General features: G+C 39.3%; 18 protein-coding genes. All 18 read right to left on the reverse strand.

The window, feature by feature from the left end; all coding sequences use genetic code 11:
* Positions 1-935: aminotransferase class I/II-fold pyridoxal phosphate-dependent enzyme (locus ACR2F3_RS00170; RefSeq protein ID WP_432707963.1), on the reverse strand; the 935-nt coding region annotated here is incomplete at its 3' end.
* Between the two features lie 164 nt (positions 936-1,099).
* Complete coding sequence (gene ftsZ / locus ACR2F3_RS00175) at positions 1,100-2,734, reverse strand: cell division protein FtsZ (protein WP_432707964.1); 1,635 nt, start codon at positions 2,732-2,734, stop codon at positions 1,100-1,102.
* Positions 2,735-2,863: 129 nt separating this feature from the next.
* Positions 2,864-4,225, reverse strand: coding sequence for a cell division protein FtsA (gene ftsA, locus ACR2F3_RS00180; RefSeq protein WP_432707965.1), 1,362 nt, complete (start codon positions 4,223-4,225; stop codon positions 2,864-2,866).
* Between the two features lie 36 nt (positions 4,226-4,261).
* Complete coding sequence (locus ACR2F3_RS00185; protein ID WP_432707966.1) at positions 4,262-5,152, reverse strand: cell division protein FtsQ/DivIB; 891 nt, start codon at positions 5,150-5,152, stop codon at positions 4,262-4,264.
* Positions 5,145-6,500 (reverse strand): UDP-N-acetylmuramate--L-alanine ligase, encoded by a 1,356-nt coding sequence (gene murC / locus ACR2F3_RS00190; protein WP_432707967.1) that lies wholly within the window; start codon positions 6,498-6,500, stop codon positions 5,145-5,147. Before murC ends, ACR2F3_RS00185 begins: the two co-directional genes overlap by 8 nt.
* Positions 6,500-7,612, reverse strand: coding sequence for an undecaprenyldiphospho-muramoylpentapeptide beta-N-acetylglucosaminyltransferase (gene murG, locus ACR2F3_RS00195; RefSeq protein WP_432707968.1), 1,113 nt, complete (start codon positions 7,610-7,612; stop codon positions 6,500-6,502). Before murG ends, murC begins: the two co-directional genes overlap by 1 nt.
* A gap of 10 nt (positions 7,613-7,622) precedes the next feature.
* On the reverse strand, positions 7,623-8,786 hold the full coding sequence (locus tag ACR2F3_RS00200) for an FtsW/RodA/SpoVE family cell cycle protein (RefSeq protein ID WP_432707969.1): 1,164 nt from the start codon (positions 8,784-8,786) through the stop codon (positions 7,623-7,625).
* A gap of 6 nt (positions 8,787-8,792) precedes the next feature.
* Positions 8,793-10,133, reverse strand: coding sequence for a UDP-N-acetylmuramoyl-L-alanine--D-glutamate ligase (murD, locus tag ACR2F3_RS00205; RefSeq protein WP_432707970.1), 1,341 nt, complete (start codon positions 10,131-10,133; stop codon positions 8,793-8,795).
* Positions 10,133-11,380, reverse strand: a complete 1,248-nt coding sequence (gene mraY, locus ACR2F3_RS00210; protein ID WP_432707971.1) for a phospho-N-acetylmuramoyl-pentapeptide-transferase — start codon at positions 11,378-11,380, stop codon at positions 10,133-10,135. Before mraY ends, murD begins: the two co-directional genes overlap by 1 nt.
* Positions 11,380-12,837 (reverse strand): UDP-N-acetylmuramoyl-L-alanyl-D-glutamate--2,6-diaminopimelate ligase, encoded by a 1,458-nt coding sequence (locus ACR2F3_RS00215; protein WP_432707972.1) that lies wholly within the window; start codon positions 12,835-12,837, stop codon positions 11,380-11,382. Before ACR2F3_RS00215 ends, mraY begins: the two co-directional genes overlap by 1 nt.
* Before the next feature lie 4 nt (positions 12,838-12,841).
* Positions 12,842-14,938, reverse strand: coding sequence for a penicillin-binding protein (locus tag ACR2F3_RS00220; protein ID WP_432707973.1), 2,097 nt, complete (start codon positions 14,936-14,938; stop codon positions 12,842-12,844).
* On the reverse strand, positions 14,928-15,350 hold the full coding sequence (locus tag ACR2F3_RS00225) for an FtsL-like putative cell division protein (protein WP_432707974.1): 423 nt from the start codon (positions 15,348-15,350) through the stop codon (positions 14,928-14,930). Before ACR2F3_RS00225 ends, ACR2F3_RS00220 begins: the two co-directional genes overlap by 11 nt.
* Entirely contained in the window at positions 15,347-16,252 is a 906-nt protein-coding gene (gene rsmH / locus ACR2F3_RS00230) for a 16S rRNA (cytosine(1402)-N(4))-methyltransferase RsmH (RefSeq protein ID WP_432707987.1), read from the reverse strand. The genes ACR2F3_RS00225 and rsmH overlap by 4 nt, the downstream gene beginning before the upstream one ends.
* The gene (gene mraZ / locus ACR2F3_RS00235) at positions 16,242-16,715 is read right to left on the reverse strand and encodes a division/cell wall cluster transcriptional repressor MraZ (protein WP_432707975.1); all 474 of its coding nucleotides are present in this window, start codon (positions 16,713-16,715) and stop codon (positions 16,242-16,244) included. The genes rsmH and mraZ overlap by 11 nt, the downstream gene beginning before the upstream one ends.
* Before the next feature lie 212 nt (positions 16,716-16,927).
* Complete coding sequence (locus ACR2F3_RS00240; RefSeq protein ID WP_432707976.1) at positions 16,928-18,121, reverse strand: phosphoglycerate kinase; 1,194 nt, start codon at positions 18,119-18,121, stop codon at positions 16,928-16,930.
* Positions 18,122-18,192: 71 nt separating this feature from the next.
* Positions 18,193-19,188 carry a type I glyceraldehyde-3-phosphate dehydrogenase gene (gene gap / locus ACR2F3_RS00245; protein WP_432707977.1) on the reverse strand — a complete coding sequence of 332 codons (996 nt, stop codon included), beginning with the start codon at positions 19,186-19,188 and terminating at the stop codon, positions 18,193-18,195.
* Positions 19,189-19,228: 40 nt separating this feature from the next.
* Complete coding sequence (locus ACR2F3_RS00250; RefSeq protein ID WP_432707978.1) at positions 19,229-20,215, reverse strand: MraY family glycosyltransferase; 987 nt, start codon at positions 20,213-20,215, stop codon at positions 19,229-19,231.
* 56 nt (positions 20,216-20,271) lie between these two features.
* On the reverse strand, positions 20,272-21,015 hold the full coding sequence (locus ACR2F3_RS00255; RefSeq protein ID WP_432707979.1) for a glycosyltransferase family 2 protein: 744 nt from the start codon (positions 21,013-21,015) through the stop codon (positions 20,272-20,274).
* Positions 21,016-21,042 lie beyond the last annotated feature (27 nt).

A 21,042-nucleotide genomic window follows, 5' to 3' on the forward strand; every position in this document is an offset into this window, starting at 1 on the left:
GCGGTAGCAATCTTCCAAAGATTTTCTCTAAGTTCTGGCTTTCCTTTAAGCAATTCCAAACGTTTAAGCAAGCCAATTACCATGGGCATAGGTAAAGCCTTGGCGAAGGTTTGTGAACGCATATTGTATCGAAAGAAATTGGTTATTTGCTCAGTCGAGGCAACGAAGGCACCAATACCGGCCATTGCTTTAGCGAAAGTTCCGAAATAAATATCTACACCTTCAATACAACCTTGTGCTTCGTGTGTACCTGCTCCTGTTGCGCCCATGGTACCAAAACCATGTGCATCATCGATTAGCAACCTGAAATTAAAATCCTTTTTAAGGTCTACCAGTTCTTTTAATTTACCTTGTGCACCTGACATACCGAATACACCTTCGGTAATCAATAAAATACCACCACCACTTTGTTCTACAAGCTTTGAGGCGCGCTCAAGTTGCTTACGGGCACTTTCAATATCATTATGTTTATATACGAAACGTTTACCCATGTGAAGGCGTAACCCATCTATAATACAAGCATGACATTCGCCATCGTATACAATGACGTCATTACGGTCTACCAGGCAATCAATAATAGATACCATCCCTTGATAACCGTAATTCAATAAAAAAGCATCAGGCTTGCCGACAAAAGAAGCCAGTTCTTGCTCCAGTTGTTCATGGTATTTTGTATTACCAGACATCATCCTGGCTCCCATTGGGTAGGCCATGCCAAACTCTGCAGCACCGGCCTCATCTGCTTTTCGTACTTCAGGATGATTAGCTAATCCCAGGTAATTATTCAGACTCCATACCAAATGCTCTTTCCCACGGAAGTTCATGTGAGGTGCAATCTCACCTTCTAGTTTAGGGAAAGAAAAATAGCCATGCGACCATTTTTGATGCTGCCCAAGCGGGCCCATATGCGTTGCTATCTTTTCAAAAATATCCAATTTTATATGTTATTAAGTTAACTTATTTTGTGCAAATTTAAGGTTTTATGACTGATATCCAATAAGGAAGAATACCTGAAAAAAATTATAAAACCCAAATGTTCTAGTACGACAAAGCCTTAGCAAAAACTATTGCTAAGGCTTCTGTATAACATTATGACTGGTTAATCCACATTATCGTGTAGAAACGAATTATTTGGTCTGATTTCAGTTGTACCATCTTCATCGTTGCTTAAGGTAAATCTAGACACCTGCGATTCTGAAGAATGCTGAACCTGTTGTAACTGCATTTGTTTACGTTTGTATGCAGGTTCGTTTTCAAGTTCCTGTAAACCATTGGTGGTGCGCAGCTTCATACTAAGATCTTTTAGTCTTAAAATCCTCTCTTTAGACTTTTTAAGCTGATCTTCTATTGAATCATCATTTTTATCATCATCTAAACCGATTTCCTCCCGTTGTTCTGCTTTATGTTGATCGTTGCCTGGATTAAAATCTGTTTTAGGCGTATCAAAAACGTAGTCTGTTTCAGATAATTTAACTTCAAACTCAAAACCTTTCTCCTGTGGGGATTCAGTTTGCTCTTCATCTTCAATTAAACTATGACGAATGATGTTATTTTCAGCATCCTCGGCATGGCGTGATTTCTGACCGCTAGTCATGTCGGCAAAGAGATCTGGTTGCTTTTTACCATCCTTCGATTTCATCACCGGCACATTGGAATACACGTCTGTTTTAGATTGAATAAATGAATTTACCGCTTCAACAGGCTTTACTAATGGTGCTTCTTCTGGGGTTAATAGTGAAATTTTCTTTACGTTTTTCTTCTCGTGAACTCTTTGCTCCATCGTTTGGAAACCAGTAGCAATAATGGTAACAGATAATTTATCCTCCAAACTTTCGTCGATACAATTACCCCAAATCAAGTCTGCAGATAAACCCGCTTTGTCCTGAATATAATCAGTAATGATTGTTACCTCGTCCATAGTCACCTCACGTAAGCCGGAACTTATATTCAGTAAAATGTAACGGGCTCCTTCAATTTCATTGTCTTTTAATAATGGAGAGGCTAATGCACCCTCTACTGCATTCAAGGCCCTATCTTCGCCGTCACAGGCAAAACTTCCCATTATGCAGACGCCGCTATCCTTCATCACCGTGCGAACATCTTTAAAATCCACGTTGATGTAACCCGGCACTGTTATAATTTCAGCAATTCCTTTGGCCGCCGTAGTTAAGATGTCATCTGCTTGTGCAAATGCCGAACCCAGCGTTAGGTTTCCGAAAATCTCACGTAAACGGTCGTTAGAAATGACCAAATAAGAATCAACATATTTTTTTAACTCATCCAATCCATCTTCGGCTTGCATTTTACGGCGTTTACCCTCAAAGGAAAAAGGCGTAGTAATGATCGCTACGGTCAGAATGTCGAGTTCTTTAGCCGCTTGTGCAATGATCGGACTAGCACCGGTTCCGGTACCTCCGCCCATTCCTGCGGTGATGAACAACATTTTTGTTGTGCTACCCAACATCTGTTTGATGTCGTCTATATTTTCTATGGCAGAGTTTTTACCTACTTCGGGTATAGAGCCTGCACCCATTCCTTCGGTTAAACTTGCGCCCAATTGTACTTTATTAGGAATAGGACTGAACTCCAGTGCCTGGGCATCTGTATTACAAATAATAAAGTCCACCCCGGTAATTCCTTGACGGTACATATGGTTTACCGCATTACCTCCACCGCCACCAACACCAATTACCTTGATGATGGATGACTTATCTTTTAACATTTCGAACTGCATATCTTTATGAATCAGTTGTTTATAAATTCGCCTTAGCTGTTCATCTACTCAATGTAATATTAGCAATTTTCAACAGAAGTTTTCAACATTTGTTAAGAATGTGGAAAAATTGACTATTGTGAATAAATATTACGGTTTTATATAATCCTCGTCGCTTACGTTCATGTCGTCCTTGATAAAGTCCTTAGTTTTTGCCAGTAACTTATCAAACAATCCAGTACCGCTTCGTTTTGCTTTCTCTTTTGCTTCCTGTGGTTTTTCAACATAAACACCTGGTTGTTTCATCTCCTCCACCTGTTCTTCAGCTTTCTGGATACCTTTAATCAACAATCCAACACTAGTGGCATACATCGGGCTTTTTAAATCGTCGTATATTGTTTTTGGCATATCCTCAAATTTAGATAAATGCTCGTTTGGATACCCTACACGGCAGTCTAATCCAGTTACATACTCCACTAATTGGGCCAAATGTTTTAATAACGCTCCACCACCGGTAATTACTACGCCACCAATCAATTTCTTTTCATAACCTGAAGATTTAATTTCGTAATAAACATGCTCTATGATTTCTTCCATACGGGCCTGGATAACATAAGCTAAGTTTTTTACTGAAATCTCTTTAGGTTCTCTGCCTCTCAAGCCAGGAACACAAATTATTTCGTTTTCTTTATTCTCCTCGGCAAGTGCGGAACCGAATCTTGTTTTCAAAAGTTCAGCTTGATTTCTCATTACAGAACAGCCTTCTCGGATATCTTCCGTCACACTGTTACCTCCAAAAGGAATAACAGCCGTATGACGAATAATTCCTTCATGAAATATGGCAATATCTGTAGTACCACCACCGATATCAACTAAAGCGATTCCTGCTTCTTTCTCTTCCTCACTCAATACAGATTCTGAAGAAGCTAATGGCTCTAAAATAAGTTCTTGTGTAGTTAAACCGGCATTCGTGACGCATCTCATGATATTTTTGACAGCTGTAACCTGACCTGAAATGATGTGGAAATTTGCTTCTAAACGAACGCCTGCCATACCTATCGGGTCTTTAACTCCAGGTTCATTGTCTATAGTAAATTCTTGTGGTAACACGTGGATGATTTCTTCTCCTGGGGGCATAACCAGCTTGAACATATCATCGATTAATTTGTCTATATCCTTTTTACCAATTTCGTTGGTAAGTTCCCTGCGGGTGAGGATTCCACGGTGTTGCAAACTTTTAATATGCTGACCAGCGATACCCACATTTACGACACGGATTTCCACATTTGATTGTCCGCTGGCCACCTCCACAGCCTGGGTAATTCCTTGAACTGTTTTTTGAATATTGGAAACTACTCCACGGGTTACCCCGGCAGACTCCGCTTTTCCGATGCCTAAAACTTCAATCTTACCATGTGTCGTTCTGCGCCCCACGATGACACAGATTTTTGTAGTGCCGATATCCAGTCCAACTACGATTGGAGACTGGACGGTAGATTTTTCTTTGCCCATAACTGTATAATTGATATTGAGTATATTTTTAATGTCCTAATCTTTTTCTTTTGTATGCCGCGCAGAGGTATCCACTCCTTTATAGATATCTCCCGCACTTGATACAGGTACTGGAAGTGCTTCCATATATCCATAGACAAGTATGGAATCTGGCTTACTTCTTTCACAAACTATTTGGTTTGTATATTTAATGTTTATCGTTTTATAAGTATCCCATCCTACCTTCGGCAACGCCTTTTTGTAGAAAGTGAGTAAGTTATACATTTTAACCTCCAGAGAATCAGCATCTCCTAAAACTATTCGTTGGTTACCCACACGAGGAACTAATTCTATATCCAGCCGGTCGTTTACGTACATTTGTTCAATCTGTGCAGTCCACAATGTATCTGCATTGATAAAACTTGCCGTTTTATACAGATCTCTACCAATTTTGGTGCTTAAGGTGTCTAACCTTCCATTAAAAGGCTCCCTGATGCTACCATTAGCCACTAAAACATTTGCAGTAAAATTGGTAGAAATAGGCATCTTCAATCCTTTACTGTCAATATAATAATCCTGGTTACCCGCATTGATCACCCTTAAAATGGGTTCGCGCTGACTAATTTCAATCCTGATCTCCCCATCCATGTCAGCGTATATCTTGGCTTCTTCGATATAAGGATTAGAACGTATTTTATCCTCCAGCTCCTTTAGGTTAATATCCTTTAGGTTTTGGCCAACCAACTGCCCATGCTGAAGTTTCAACATGGCATCTACTTCTTCCCTTTCCACAAAATTATCGGCTCCGGGAATAAAGATTTTGATATTAGTACACTTGGTTGCCTGTTTCTTCACACTGATGAAACTCATGAGCACAACTACACCAACCAGGCTAAATAACCAGGCGGTAGTCTTCATCACAAATTTCCAGTTGATTCTTTTAAGCATGACCTAAAAGTTCTTTAAGCGGTTGTACCATGGTGTCTATATCTCCAGCGCCTACCGTCAATAACAGAGCAGGCCTTTTATGCTTTATATCTTCCAATGCGGCTTTCTTACTATATACGGCAGCATTTTTTAACGTTAGTTTTTCTAGTAAAAAATTTGAATCTATGCCTTCCAGAGGCAATTCTCTAGCAGGATAAATATCAAGCAAAAGCAATTCATCTACCGTACTGAGTACTTCTGCAAATCCTGCTGCAAAATCTCTTGTACGTGTATACAAATGAGGTTGAAATATTACCGTGAGTGTCTTATCTGGATACAGCTGACGGACCGCATCAAAACAAGCTTTTAGTTCTTCCGGATGATGAGCATAATCATCAATATAGATGTGTTCAGCCGTCCTAACTTGATATTCAAACCTTCTCTTTACCCCTTTAAAAGTTGCTACTGCATCTTTTATTTTCTCTGTAGAAATGCCGAGCTTTAAAGCTACTGCAATAGCAGCAACGGCATTTTCTATATTGTGCTTGCCGGGTAAAAGCAAACTCAGGTCTTTGATTTCAGTTTGCTTATCCTCATAATCGAAAACAAAATTTCCATCAAGTACCCTGATATTTTTAGCGTGATGTTGCGCATCGCTTTGCACACCATAATATACACAATTGTGTATAGGTAACCCTGCCTTAACAAACAAGGTGCCATCTGCTTTCAATTGTTTTGCAAAAAGCTGAAAAGTTTCATTTAATTGATCGGCATCACCATAAATATCCAAATGATCAGCATCCATGGAGGTGATTACCGAAATGGAAGGATGCAAGGTGAGGAAAGAACGATCATATTCATCAGCCTCAACCACCACCACCTGATTATCGCCCAAAATAAAGTTACTGTTATAGTTGCTTGCTATGCCACCAAGAAATGCTGTACAGCCATAACCGCTATGTGTGAGTAAGTGTGCAATAATAGACGAAGTAGTTGTCTTTCCGTGGGTTCCAGCTACCGCGATACAGAATTGACCTTTGCTGATAATACCTAATACCTCAGAACGTTTCTTTAAATTGAAATCCCCATTTTTGAAATAATTCAAGATAGAAGACTGATTAGGAATTGCGGGTGTGTAAACAACCAACAAATCTTCAGCTGGTATCTTAAATGGTTCAGGTATAGCGGAAACCTCGTCATCGTAAGTCACCATGATACCTTCGCTTTCCAAAGCAAGGGTTAAATTCGTCTGCGTTTTATCATAGCCAGAAACCAAACAACCACGTTTTACTAAATAACGGGCTAGCGCACTCATACCGATACCACCGATACCAATGAAAAAAACCTTTTTAATCGCTTCCAGTTCCATTATATTCTTGCCTTATCTGCTAAATTAAATACTTCCGTGGCGATGAGCTCATCCGCTTGCGGAAGCCCCATTCTACCAATGTTAAAAGAGAGCGTTTCACACCTAATTGTATCGTTCAATAGTTTTAACGCACTATCAATCAATGTATCTTCTGCCGAACGATCGGCGATCATTAACGCAGCATCGTTTTTTGCCAATGCCAGGGCGTTTTTAGTCTGATGGTCTTCGGCAACATTTGGTGAAGGCACCAGTATAACAGGTTTTTTAACCAAACAAAGTTCAGCAATGGTGCCAGCACCTGCACGGGAAATAATAACATCCGCAGCTGCATAAGCCAGATCCATGCGATGAAGGAATTCAAGTATACGTACGTTAGGATGAAAATCAACACCCAAGCGATCTATTATCCCTTGGTAATAATACTTTCCAGTTTGCCATATCACTTGCACATCCTGGGCAATAATGGCATCCAAATGTTTTTCAATACTCTTATTTAAAGTTCGCGCACCCAAACTTCCACCCGTAACTAAAATGGTTTTTTTTAACGGATCAAGCTTTAATAACTCAGAACCAGCAAAGTGTTTATTTTCCACCTCTACCACATCTTTCCTTACCGGATTTCCAGTCTTCAAGATACGGTCCGCTGGAAAAAATTGGTCCATGTTGTCGAAAGCGACACATATTTTCGATGCCTTTTTACCTAACCATTTATTGGTAATTCCGGCATAGGAATTTTGCTCCTGAATTAAATAGGGGATGTTTTTTATAGATGCAGCAAATAGCACCGGTCCGGAAGCATACCCTCCTACACCAACCACTACATCAGGCCTAAATTGACTGATTAGTGCGCTTGCCTTACTAACGCTTGAAAATAACTTATACGGTAAAGCCAGGTTTTTAATAAGAGATCCTCTTTGTATGCCGCTAATGTTTAAACCAACAATTTGATAACCAGCAGCAGGAACCTTTTCCATTTCCATTCTGCCTAAAGCGCCAACAAATAAAATTTCACAAGCCGGCTCCCTTCGCTTTAAAGCGTTAGCAATTGCAATAGCCGGGAATATATGTCCGCCTGTGCCGCCTCCGGAAATGATTACTCTTGTTGGTCTCATATTTATTCAATTATGCGTTTACAGGAATTTCTCCAATAATCACCTTTTTACTATTTTCTTCTACATCGCGGCTTACACTCAATATAATACCGAAAGCAATACTTGTAAAGATCATCGAGGTCCCCCCCATACTTACTAAAGGGAGAGGTACTCCGGTAACAGGCCCTAAGCCTACCGCTACAGCCATATTCGCAAAAGCCTGTATGGTTAAGCTAAAACTTAACCCCGCAGCCAACAGGGCGCCAAAAGCCTTAGGGCTTTGGGTTACAATCCTCACACATCGGTACAATAACACCAGGTACAATACTATAACCGTCAATGCCCCTATCAATCCATATTCTTCAACGATAATGGCGAAAATAAAATCAGAATAGGGATGTGGAAGAAAGTTACGCTGAATACTATTTCCCGGACCCTGACCAAATACGCCCCCAGATGCCAATGCAATCTTGGCCTGATCTGCCTGGTAAGTTTTATCGGAATGTTGCAATTCTGGATGCAGGTAAGAATTGATCCTTGATTTATAAGTATCGCGTCGCGGACCTAGAAAAAAAACAAACATCAATAACACAAAACCACCAGCACAAACAATAGCAATTTGCTTAATGCTAATCCTGCCTATGATTAACAAAAGAATACTCACGCCAAACAACATCAACGCGGTAGATAAATTAGCAAGGGCAATAAGAATAAAAACCACGAGCACAGAACCCATTATGGGCATAAAAGCACTCTTAACATCTTTAATATGTTCCTGTTTGCGAGTTAGCATCCTCGCCAAAAAAGTAATCAGTGCCAACTTAGCTAAATCAGAGGTCTGAAAGGTTAAACCTATAATTGGTATTTTAACCCAACGCGAAGCCTCATTTAAACTAGCGCCAAAAAGTAAGGTGTATAATAACAAAGGTATCGTCACAATCATGAGAACCTTTGAAATCCCCGCATAATATTTATAATCCAATAAATGGGAAATATAGATCATGCCTATCCCCATGATCACAAAAATGACATGTTTTGTTAGGAGTAATTTCTCCACAGCTTCCCCGTGTTTATATGCCAGCGTACCTGTTGCACTATAAACTGCAAGGATAGAAATTAAAGACAACAAAATGATGATCAACCAGATCCATCTGTCGCCTTTAGTTTTTTCCAGAAGTGAATTAATTGCTATCATAACTGGTTATAGTTCTTTTACTGCCATTTTAAATTGATTTCCCCGATCTTCATAATTTTTGAAAAGATCAAAACTTGCACATGCTGGTGACAATAAAACGGTATCTCCTTTTTTAGCCAGGTGATAGGCCACCTGCACTGCCTCATACGCTGAAAATGTGTTCACAATGAGGTCAACATCATTTTCGAAAGCTTCATGTATGGCCTTATTATTTTTTCCCAAGCATACAATTGCTTTCACCTTACTACGTACAAGATCTCTCAACATACTATAATCATTACCTTTATCAACACCTCCTAATATTAACACCACCGGGGTAGTCATGCTTTCTAAGGCATACCAGGTAGAATTGACATTTGTTGCTTTAGAATCGTTGATATACTCTACACCCGAGATTCTGGCCACATGTTCTAAACGGTGTTCAATATTGCGCATATCTCGCATGCTCTCCCTGATGGTCAAGTTGCGGATATCAAGAATCTTCGCTACAATTCCAGATGCCATGGAATTGTAGACATTATGCTTGCCTTGAAGTGCTAATTCTGTAATTGACATGGTAAATGGGTTTTCTGGGTTAATATTGATAAACAATTCCCCGCCTTTAAGGTACGCGCCATTCTTGATCTCTTGTTGGATAGAAAAAGGAACGGTTGTGGCTTCTATGTTGCATCTCGTTAATGCTTTTTTAGACTCTTCGTCATCAGCACAATAAATAAAATAATCACCAGCCTGCTGATTCTGAGTAATACGCATTTTTGATGCGGCATAATTCTCCATGCTGTAATCGTAACGATCCAAATGGTCGGGTGTAATATTTAACAAAACTGCGATATCTGCTTTAAAAGCATACATATCGTCGAGCATAAAACTTGAAATCTCTAAAACATACCAGTCGAAATTCTCAGTTGCAACCTGTGCAGCAAAGCTATGCCCAATGTTACCAGCCAAACCTACATTTATTCCTGCCTTTTTAAGTATGTGGTAGGTAAGCATGGTGGTGGTAGTTTTTCCATTAGAACCAGTAATACATATAGTTTTTGCCTGAGTATATCGTTTTGCAAATTCTATTTCGGAAATTACTGGGGTCCCTTGTGCTTTTAGCAACTTGATAATTGCAGCCGTTTCTGGTATGCCTGGACTCTTGATTACCTCTGTAGCGTTAAGAATGAGCGCTTGAGTATGTTGCTTTTCTTCATAAGGGATATTTAAGGAAATTAGCCTTTCCTTGTATGTAGGCACTATTAAGCCAAAATCAGATACAAAAACGTCATAGCCCTGCTTTTGCGCAAGCATAGCTGCCCCCACTCCACTTTCTCCTGCTCCTAATATGACAATGCGTTTCTCCATTATCTAACTTTTAAAGTGATTATGGTAATTATCGCTAGCAATATGCTAACGATCCAAAAACGAGTAACGATTTTAGCTTCATGATAACCTTTTTTCTGGTAGTGGTGATGTAATGGTGACATCAGAAAAACCCGACGCCCCTCACCAAATCTTCTTTTTGTATATTTAAAGTAACTTACCTGTATCATCACAGATAATATTTCGATTAAGAATACACCACATAGAATTGGAATTAACCATTCCTTACGAATCATAATAGCAAAAACTGCAATAATACCACCTATTGCTAAACTGCCCGTATCTCCCATAAATACTTGCGCTGGATACGAATTATACCATAAAAAGCCCACACAAGCTCCCACAAAAGCACCTGCAAAGATCATTAGCTCCCCAGAGTTTGGGATGTACATAATATTGAGGTAATCGGCTATAACTGTGTTACCAGATACATAGGCGAGTATTCCGAGTGTAATCCCAATTATTGCCGAGGTACCGGTAGCCAAACCGTCAATTCCGTCCGTAAGGTTAGCGCCGTTCGATACACCCGTAACAATGACAACACAACATAAAAGAAATACTGCCAGCGCATACTTTTCATAACCTGGGCCCAAAAATTTCAATACCTTGGCATAATCAAATTCATTTTTTTTATAAAAGGGGACCGTTGTTTTTGTTGACTTTACATCTTGTGTGTAGTAATAGTTACCGCCTTTTTCTCTAAGTACGATCGGTGCATTAGCAGCGGGCTTATCGTTCTCACTTACTGTTTGACGTACCACAATATTTGGATTAAAATACATGGTATAGCCGATAATCAGACCAAGACCGACCTGGCCTACTACTTTAAACTTACCAGCAAGTCCTTCTTTATTTTTTTTGAATACTTTAATATAATCATCTAAAAATCCTACGGCCCCCATCCAAACAGTGGTTATTATCATAAGAACCACATACACATTAGTTAGGTTAGCCAGTAAAAGTGTCGGCACCAAGATCCCAAGCAAGATAATCAGCCCGCCCATGGTTGGTGTACCTTGTTTTTGCATCTGGCCTTCCAAACCTAAGTTTCTTACAGATTCCCCCACTTGTTTCATTTGCAGGAAATTGATTAATCTTCTACCGTAAACGGTAGTAATTACCAGGGAAATTATAATAGCAAGGGAAGTCCGGAAAGTAATGTACTGAAACAATCTTAAACCTGGTATGTCGTAATTCTGACGTAAGTACTCGAATAGGTGATATAACATTAGCTGATTAAGTTTAATTGTTCTGTAAGTACTTCCTTATCGTCAAAATGATAGCGAACTCCGTTTATCTCCTGATATTTTTCATGACCTTTCCCGGCCAATAAAATGATATCGCCTGGTTTAGCCAAGTGACATGCTGTTTTAATTGCCTCTTTACGGTCCACAATAGTTAGTGTTTTACGCCTGTTGGTTGGAGAGACACCTGCTTCCATTTCCTGAACAATAGCTTGTGGATCTTCTGTTCTCGGATTGTCAGAAGTAAGGATGACTTTATCACTCCAATCGCAAGCTACCTGAGCCATAATTGGACGTTTGGTTTTATCCCTGTCTCCACCGCAACCGATAATGGTAATCACTTGTTCTGTACCTTTCCTAATGTCCTGTATGGTACTTAACACGTTCTGTACTGCATCAGGAGTATGGGCATAATCAACTATACCAATTATATTCTGCTTGTTACTCACGTAATCAAACCTACCTTCTGCCCCCGTAAGGCTACTCAACAGCGTCAACACATTAAGTTTATCCTCGCCTAAAAGCATAGCTGTGCCATACACCGCTAATAGATTATAGGCGTTAAAAGAACCAACTAACTTAAAAAATACATCTACCTCGTCTATTTCAAGATTTAAACCACTAAAGCGGTTTTCAATTATGCGGGCCTTGAAATCCGCCATTTGCTTTAAAGCATAAGTTTTCTTAGAAGCTTTGGTATTCTGAAGCATAACTGCCCCATTTTTATCATCAGCATTCACCAAGGCAAATGCAGTTTTCGGTAAGCCATCGAAAAATGCTTTTTTGGCTTTTAGGTAGTTGTCAAACGTTTTGTGAAAATCGAGGTGATCGTGGGAAAGATTTGAAAACACACCGCCAGCAAACTGTAATCCTTCGATGCGATGTTGTGAAACAGCATGAGAACTTACCTCCATAAAACAATACACACAACCGGTATCGACCATCTTGCTTAACAATTCGTTTAAAGCAATTGGATTAGGTGTCGTATGAGTTGCAGGTATGATGGTATCATTAATCTGATTCTGTACGGTAGAGATCAACCCAACCTTGTAACCCAATTCTCTATATAATTTAAATAACAATGTGCCAATTGTAGTTTTCCCGTTAGTACCAGTAATTCCGACTAACTGAATCTTAGCAGATGGATTCCCATAAAAATTAGCTGCCATCTTACCGAGAGCAATATGGCTATCCAAAACTTCAACATAGGTTACATTATCCTGAAATTTTTCAGGCATCACTTCACAGACAACTACGGTAGCACCTGCTTCTATTGTTTGATCGATGTAAATATGCCCATCAGACTGGCTCCCTTTTATTGCGAAAAATATGGAGTCGGCGATGACATGCCTAGAGTCAAAACTCAGCGCATGAATATCCCTGTTGGTATTACCAACAAGGTTTACTATTGATACGCCATATAATATTTCTTGCAACTGCATCTCTTTATTTTAATTCAATTTGAACGGCCAGGCCTTTTCCTATTTTACTTCCTGCAGGTATAGATTGACTAACTACTTTGCCACTCCCTTTAACCCTGGCCTTTAAACCCGCGTTTCCAACCAGGTATAACGCATCCTTAAGTCCCATACCATAAACATTTGGCATCTGGCCTTTCACATCCTTGTATTCCTGATAAACTAATCCATTACTGGTATCTATGCTATTGAAATAGGGAGATTTGGCCGCATATAGCGCTTTGATACCTAATGATTGATAAACTTTCTTAATATCAGTTGACCGACCTGCTTTTGCTGCCGGATATACCGTATGACCAACCAAACGTTCCGTAACTTCATTATACATCTGCATATCGCTGGCATATATCCTATCGGCAATTTCACGAAATGGTGGACCAGCAACCAATGCTGCATAATACAGTCCTTTTGGATCATTGATTGTAACCATTAAAGAATATTTTGGCTTATCGGCAGGGAAATAACCACAAAAAGATGATTGATATTGTTTTTTAGCACGATATCCCCTGTTCGCATCGGCCACTTGAGCGGTACCGGTTTTACCAGCGATACGGTAATGCGGGGAGGCAAGGCTTTTGCCTGTGCCATTTAAGAATACACCTTCCAGTAATGCCTGTGCTTTACGTATAGTTTCCTTGGACGCAATTTGTTCATTGATAACCCTGGCCTGAAATTGCTCAATTGGATTTCCAAGCCTTCTCACTTCTTTCACAAAAATGGGAGCCACATACTTCCCATCATTAGCTACGGCATTATAAAAAGACAATAACTTTAATGGCGTAAGCTGCATTTCATATCCATACGCCATTTGTGGCAGGGTCATGTTTTTGTTCCAGCTCTTATTCTTTGGATTTTTAACCACCGGCTGTGCCTCACCCGGAATCTGAAGATCTAATTTTTCGTTTAAATGCCAATTATACAAGTGGTCGGTGAACTCAGACTGGTTCTCTCTGTAATGCTCATTTACCATTTGTGCTATTGCCGCATTTGATGATTCTTCAAAAGCTCTTTTCACGGTAACAACACCAATACTCCCGTGAGAATCACGAATGGTATGTCCAGGAATCTTGTAATTTCCTGTTCCGATTAAGGTATTGGTATCAACCTTTTTATCTTCCAACAACGCCATGTAGGAAGCGAGTTTAAACGTAGACCCAGGGTCTTGATTACCCGCAATTGCATAATTGAAAAGCTCTTTATAAACACCCTTCGATACCCGCGTATAATTAGCCACCGCTCTGATTTCTCCCGTAGCTACCTCCATTAAGATAACGGAACCATGATGCGCATCGCTCGCAATCAATTGTTTTTCCAGGGCATTTTGCGCAAGATCCTGCATGTTAATATCAATTGTCGATATGATATCTGCACCGTCTTTAGGCGCAATCTCAGCCTCTTCATTTACTGGCATCCAAACGCCTCCTGAAATCCGCTGCACAAGCCTTTTCCCGCTTTCTCCATTAATATACTCACTGTAAGCACCTTCCAGTCCAACAGCATTTGAAACGTTTTTATTCTTGTAACCGATTGTCCGGGCGGCTAGGGCCTGAAAAGGTAATATTCTTTTATTCTGCTGAATAGCGATTAAGCCTCCTGTATATTTACCAACATTAAACAGAGGAAAGGTACGTACCTTTTTAAGGTCCTGGTAATTAACCTTTCTTTTAAGCAATAAATAACGTGAGCTGTCTCTGCGTGCTATACGCAACATCCTGGCGTATTCTTTCGGTGTTTTATCTTTAAAAAAACCGGATAAATGTTGAGCCAACGAATCTACCTTACTATAAAATACGTCATCATCCTGAATTCCACCAGCAAAAGCATCCATGCGCAATTCATATTCCGGAACTGAAGTAGCCAACAAACTTCCATCATTTGAATAAATGTTGCCCCGTGCAGCTTCTACATTAATGTACTTTGTAGAGAGACTATCGGCCATGGCACGCCATTTCGGTCCCTCTACAAATTGCACATCGCATAGTCTGACCAATACTGCCACGGCAAACAGCACAATCAGTCCAAAAGACAGATAAACACGCAATAAGATATTCGCCCTAATGTTCATCGTTACCTACTATTAGTTTTTTTGGAGGCACAGTTAATACTTTTATACCTAAGGTATCTACCTTTTTCGCCACCTCAGTAAGCTTACTTTTAAACATGAGGTCCGCTTTCAAAGATTTATACTCCCAACTTAATTCTTTTACTTCTTTACTTAATTTGTCGATATCCCTAATGTTTTTCACTGCCATATGACTATTGGCAATGTAAAGCATACATAAAAAGGATATAAACAACAAAAACGGCAACATCTCTGTCGCAGCTTCCTTGGTGACAACACCCTCTGTTAATAGTTTTTTAAAAAAGGCCGCAGTAGACTGCCCTGACTTTTTTACCTTTCCTTCTTTAACTTTTAACGCTAGTTCTTCATCCTCATTTAATTCTTTACCGCTATTTTTTAAAAATCGGTTACTCATAATTTTTCCCCAATTCTTAGCTTAGCACTACGTGCACGGCTGTTCTTTACCAACTCATCATCGTCAGCCACAATAGCCTTTCTCGTAATTACTGTGAAAGGCTTCTGTTGATTGCCGAAAAAATCTTTTTCTACCTCACCTCTGAATTTACCTTTCGCCAGGAAATTCTTTACCGGACGATCTTCCAGAGAATGGTACGACATTACCACCAATCGACCACCGGGTTTAAGCACCTCAGCCGTTTGCTCTAGAAAGCTTTCCAGCACTTTTATCTCACCATTAACTTCTATACGCAAGGCTTGAAATACTTGCGCCATGTATTTATTCTCTTTTCCTTTTGGTATATGTGCTGCGATTGCTTTTTTAAAATCAGCAAGCGTTAATATTGGAGCAGCCATTCTAGCTGTGGCTATTGCACGTGCTAAAGACTTCGCATTCTTTACCTCACCATAAATACCGAAGATCTTGTGAAGGTCTTCCTCGGCATACTTATTCAATACATCAGCAGCAGTAAGTTCACCCTGTTGATCCATACGCATATCAAGAGAAGATTCAAAACGCGTAGAAAACCCCCTTTCAGGTTCATTGAACTGGTGCGAAGAGACACCCAGGTCTGCAAGTATACCGTCTACCTTTTTGAAACCCAACAAACGAAGGTTATTCCTTAAAAACGCAAAATTTTGATCTACGAACAGAAAACGAGGATCAGCAATTTTATTTCTTTGTGCATCTGGATCTTGATCAAATGCGATTAAAACACCGTCTTTGTTAAGTCTTTTTAATATTTCTTTCGAGTGTCCACCACCGCCAAATGTAACATCTACGTATACTCCATCTGGCTTAATGTTTAAACCTTCAATACATGCATGAAGCAATACTGGCACATGGTAATTATTTTCCATCATCCCTCCTTTTCAAATTTCCCATCACTTCCTCCGCCAAACTGGAAAAATTTGCCGGCTCCTGGTCGAACAATGCTTCATAAGCAGCTTTTGACCATACTTCTATTTTATCAAACTGGCAAGCCAGTACAATTTCAGTGTTTATAGATATCCCAACCGACTCCAACAAGGACTTGGGCAAATTAACACGGCCTGTTGCATCCAACGTTAACTCAGTTGCTCCCCTGGTGAAGTAGCGAATAAACTCTCTGGTTTTCTGTTCATAAGCATTCAACTTGCTTAAATCTTCAACAATACCCCGCCATACTTTTTTAGGATAAATGACCAGGTGTTTTTCAAAACCTCTATTGATCACTAGACCTTCCTGCTCCACATTAGGCAATTGTTTTTTTAGACTCGAAGGAACCATTAAGCGGCCTTTCGCATCTAACTTACAATCAAATTCTCCTAATAGTTGGTCCATTCTAATATGTACACTTTTTATGTAGTGTAAAAATAGGCACTTCTACCACTTTTTACCACATCTTACCACAAAAAGTTTTCAACATATTTCATTTACTTTAATAAATTCCATTTAAAGGCTTAAATGAGGTTTAGAGGAACAATAACGGCACCCAGTAATCTGGGTGCCGTCGTGTATTTTTTTCTTTAAAAGTTATTTTTTAACTCAAACTATTAAGAATTAATCGCCTTTACGCCAGGTAATTCCTTTCCTTCCATGTATTCAAGCAGTGCTCCTCCTCCAGTCGACACATAACTCACTTTATCTTCTAACTTGAATTTGGCAATTGCGGCAGCAGAATCACCACCACCTATTAAAGAAAAAGCATCATTTTCCTGTGTAGCAACAACCACTGCATCAGCAATTGCACGGGTGCCATAAGCGAAGTTTTCCATTTCAAAAACACCCATTGGTCCGTTCCATAACAAGGTTTTAGATTTTCCGATAACCTCAGTAAATAAAGCAATGGTTTTAGGACCAATATCCAATCCCATCCATCCCTCAGGTATTTCTCCTGTGTTCACCTCTTGTTTAGCTGCATTGTTATCAAATTTGTCTGCAATCACGGTATCAAGTGGTAAGATGATTTTCACGCCCTTAACTTTAGCTTTTTCCAATAATTCAAGGCAAAGTGGCATCCGGTCTTCTTCTAACAATGAGGTACCAATTTCACCACCCTGTGCTTTAGCAAAAGTATAAGCCATACCGCCACCAATTATCAAATTATCAACTTTATCTAATAAACTTTCAATCAAAAGAATTTTATCAGAAACCTTTGCCCCACCCATTATAGCTGTAAAGGGCTTTTCTGCGTGGTGATTCACTTTCTCTGCATTTTTCAACTCTTCAGCCATTAAATAACCAAAGTATTTGGCATGAGGAAAGAATTCAGCAACAATTGCGGTAGACGCATGAGCGCGGTGAGCAGTACCAAAAGCATCATTTACATAGACGTCACCTAGTTCAGCTAATTTACTTGCAAAAACTTTATCCCCCTTTTCCTCTTCTGGATGAAAGCGTAAATTCTCTAATAACAACACCTGACCGGGAACAAGATTACGGGCCTTTTCAATAGCGTCTGGGCCAATACAATCATCAGCAAACTTTACTTCCAGGTCAAGCATTCTAGATAAATCACCAACAATATGCTTTAAGGAATATTTATCTTCAGGTCCACCTTTTGGTCTTCCTAAATGAGACATCAAAATAACAGCGCCACCATCGTTAAGAATCTTATTTATAGTGGGTAATGCTGCACGCATGCGCTTATCATCTGTAATATTAAAGTCTTTATCTAAAGGCACATTGAAATCCACTCTTACAAGTGCTTTTTTATCATTAAAGTTGCATTGATCTATTGTATTCATAATCTTGTTTAAGTTGTATAAAATCAAATATAAGAACCATCATAGCTATTAACTCATGAATTGCGAAAAATTTAGCTGTTCTGGACTTCAATTTTTTTAATTAAATCAACCAGTCTAGCCGAATAACCCGCTTCATTATCGTACCAGCCAACCACTTTTACCAGGTCGCCTACTATTGAAGTGAGTAGCGAATCAAAAATACAAGAATGAGGATTATCTATAATATCAACAGACACAATAGGATCTGCTGTATATTCCAACACAGTGTTCATTTCATGCTCAGACGCATATTTAAACACTTGATTAATTTCCTGGATAGAGGCGGGTTTCTTTAAGATACAGGTAAAATCAGTCAATGACCCATTTAACACAGGCACACGGATGCCGGCACCACCAAGTTTCCCAGTTAAATGTGGAAATGCATTAGTAATAGCTTTAGCCGCACCTGTAGTTGTAGGAATAATGGACGCAGAAGCTGCTCTTGCTCTACGGAGATCTTTATGAGGAGCATCGTGTAAACTTTGGTCACCTGTCATAGAATGTACCGTGGTGATATAACCATCTGCAATCCCCCAGTTGTCATCCAATAACTTTACCATTGGTGCAACATTATTGGTAGTACAAGATGCATTTGATAAGATGGGTGCAGATAAATCCACGAGACCATCATTTACACCCAAAATAACCATGGGTATATCCTTATCTAAAGCAGGTGCTGAAATGATAACTTGCTTTGCACCAGCTAACAAATGTAATGATGCTTTATCTTTGCTCGTGTGTTTGCCAGTGGCTTCAAGTACGATATCAATATCTAATTCGCTCCAGGGCAAATCCTCTGCCCGAGGGTTAGCATAAGTTAGAATCCTTCTGCCGTTGATTACAATGGTATTGCCTTCTATATTCACCTCTCCACTAAATCCTCCATGAACAGTGTCATATTTAAACAGATGCGCCAGAGTCTTTGCATCAGCAAGGTCATTAATGGCAACGATCTCGAGATTCTCTTTTAATGCGCGACGTAAAAACATACGTCCAATCCTACCGAAACCATTAATAGCTATTTTCATATTCATCAGGCGGCAAAAATACCGATAATCTAAATAGATATCAGATATTTCTGTTTATTCTAATCCTGAATGCTTCTATGTGCAGTTTATGTTCAAGCATTCTGTTTGTTAATCCCGCTGTTAAAAATAAAATAAGCATTTGCAACGATTCACTTAGCCCTTGAAATGAAAAGGTTATCAGCACCATAACTATCGTGTAGGCGTTCACTGCAAGAACAATTTGTCCATCACTCCAACCCAATAACCTAAGTCGGTGATGAATATGGTTTTGATCTCTTTTGAAAGGTGACTGTCGTTTTAACAAGCGTAGGATAACCACTCTGCAAGCGTCGTATAGCGGCACTATAAACAAGGCCAGTACATACACATTATTCAGATGGATAAATCCTGATATTTCTCTTTCTAAGGCTAAAAGCCTAAAAGAAAAAATCACGGCCATAAAACCAGTTATCATGGATCCAGAATCACCCAAATAGATTGTTGCTGGAGAAATGTTGAAGAATAAGAAACCAGTTAGTGCACTGCAAAATATAAATGCTGCCGCTGCGTATTGATAATCACCATAAATAACTAAACCAATGGCAATTAACGCAATCACAATAATTCCCTGCACAGCGGCTAAACCATCTATTCCATCAATCAGGTTAAAGGCATTTATCATGAAAATTATAAATATCATGGATAAAAGATGACAGCCGACCGAGTTCCATAAGGAGAAATCAATCAGATTATTGAATGGAACAACTCCCCAATAGAAAGTTGCAAGGAAGGCAACAAGGACTTGAAAAGATAATTTTAGGAGTGCAGTTAGGTTAAAAAGATCATCATAAAGACCCACAAGGAAAAGTAAAATTAACGGAATTAAAGTTAAATAGGCGTGGTAGGCACCACGCAGAGAAATAAGCATGCAAATAGAGATAAAAAAGCTGAGGAAAACAGCAATACCGCCCAACCTGGATGTGGTAACACCACTCCCTACGACATTCCTATCAAAAACATGGTACTTAAACGATAATTTTATAATCAATGGCACAAAGGTTATGGCCATTAAAAATGAAAGAGCGGAGCAGATGTAGTAATGCATCAGATAAATTGTTTTAATTTTCTTATTTTTTTTCCAGCCAGTGCCACAAAAGGTTGAGAAACCTGATTAAATACCAATACTTTATAATCTGCAATGACAGCCATCCATAATTGTTTCACGCCACGGTTACTTACGCCCCCTGATCGCATCCTTACAATTAAGCGGTCTAAGAACACACTCCGAATTCCTTTTTTAGAAAACAGCCTAATAATCATATCATAATCGGCTGATAAACCAAAATTCCTTGCGTATAAACCGTGAGAATGAAATACTTCTTTCCTTAAATATAAAGTTGGGTGTGGAGGCATCCATCCGTATTTTATAGACGATGGAAGAAAAGAATTGGATCGCCAATTTCTTATCACTACATTAATATTATGACGTGCTGTATATACCAGATTTCCATATATCGCATCACAAGCTGAATAACTGAAACAGCCTATGATACACGAAATCACATAGGGATCAGCTAATATATCATCTGCATTCAGCACCCCAACAATATCTCCTGTGGCTAACTGGATTCCACGGTTTAACGCACTGTAATACCCTTCATCTTTCTCTGAAATGAAAATCGATATACCTTCTAGGTATTGTGAAATTATCTCTATTGTTCCGTCACTTGATCCACCATCGATTACAATATACTCGATATCTGCTTCCTGCTGCTGTAATACAGACTGTATACACCCGGCAATAAACTCTGCGCAATTTAACACAACAGTAACAATGCTAACTTTCATAATTATACAATCAATTCACCCTAACTT

Source organism: Pedobacter sp., assembly GCF_045627485.1.
Classification (GTDB): Bacteria; Bacteroidota; Bacteroidia; order Sphingobacteriales; family Sphingobacteriaceae; genus Pedobacter.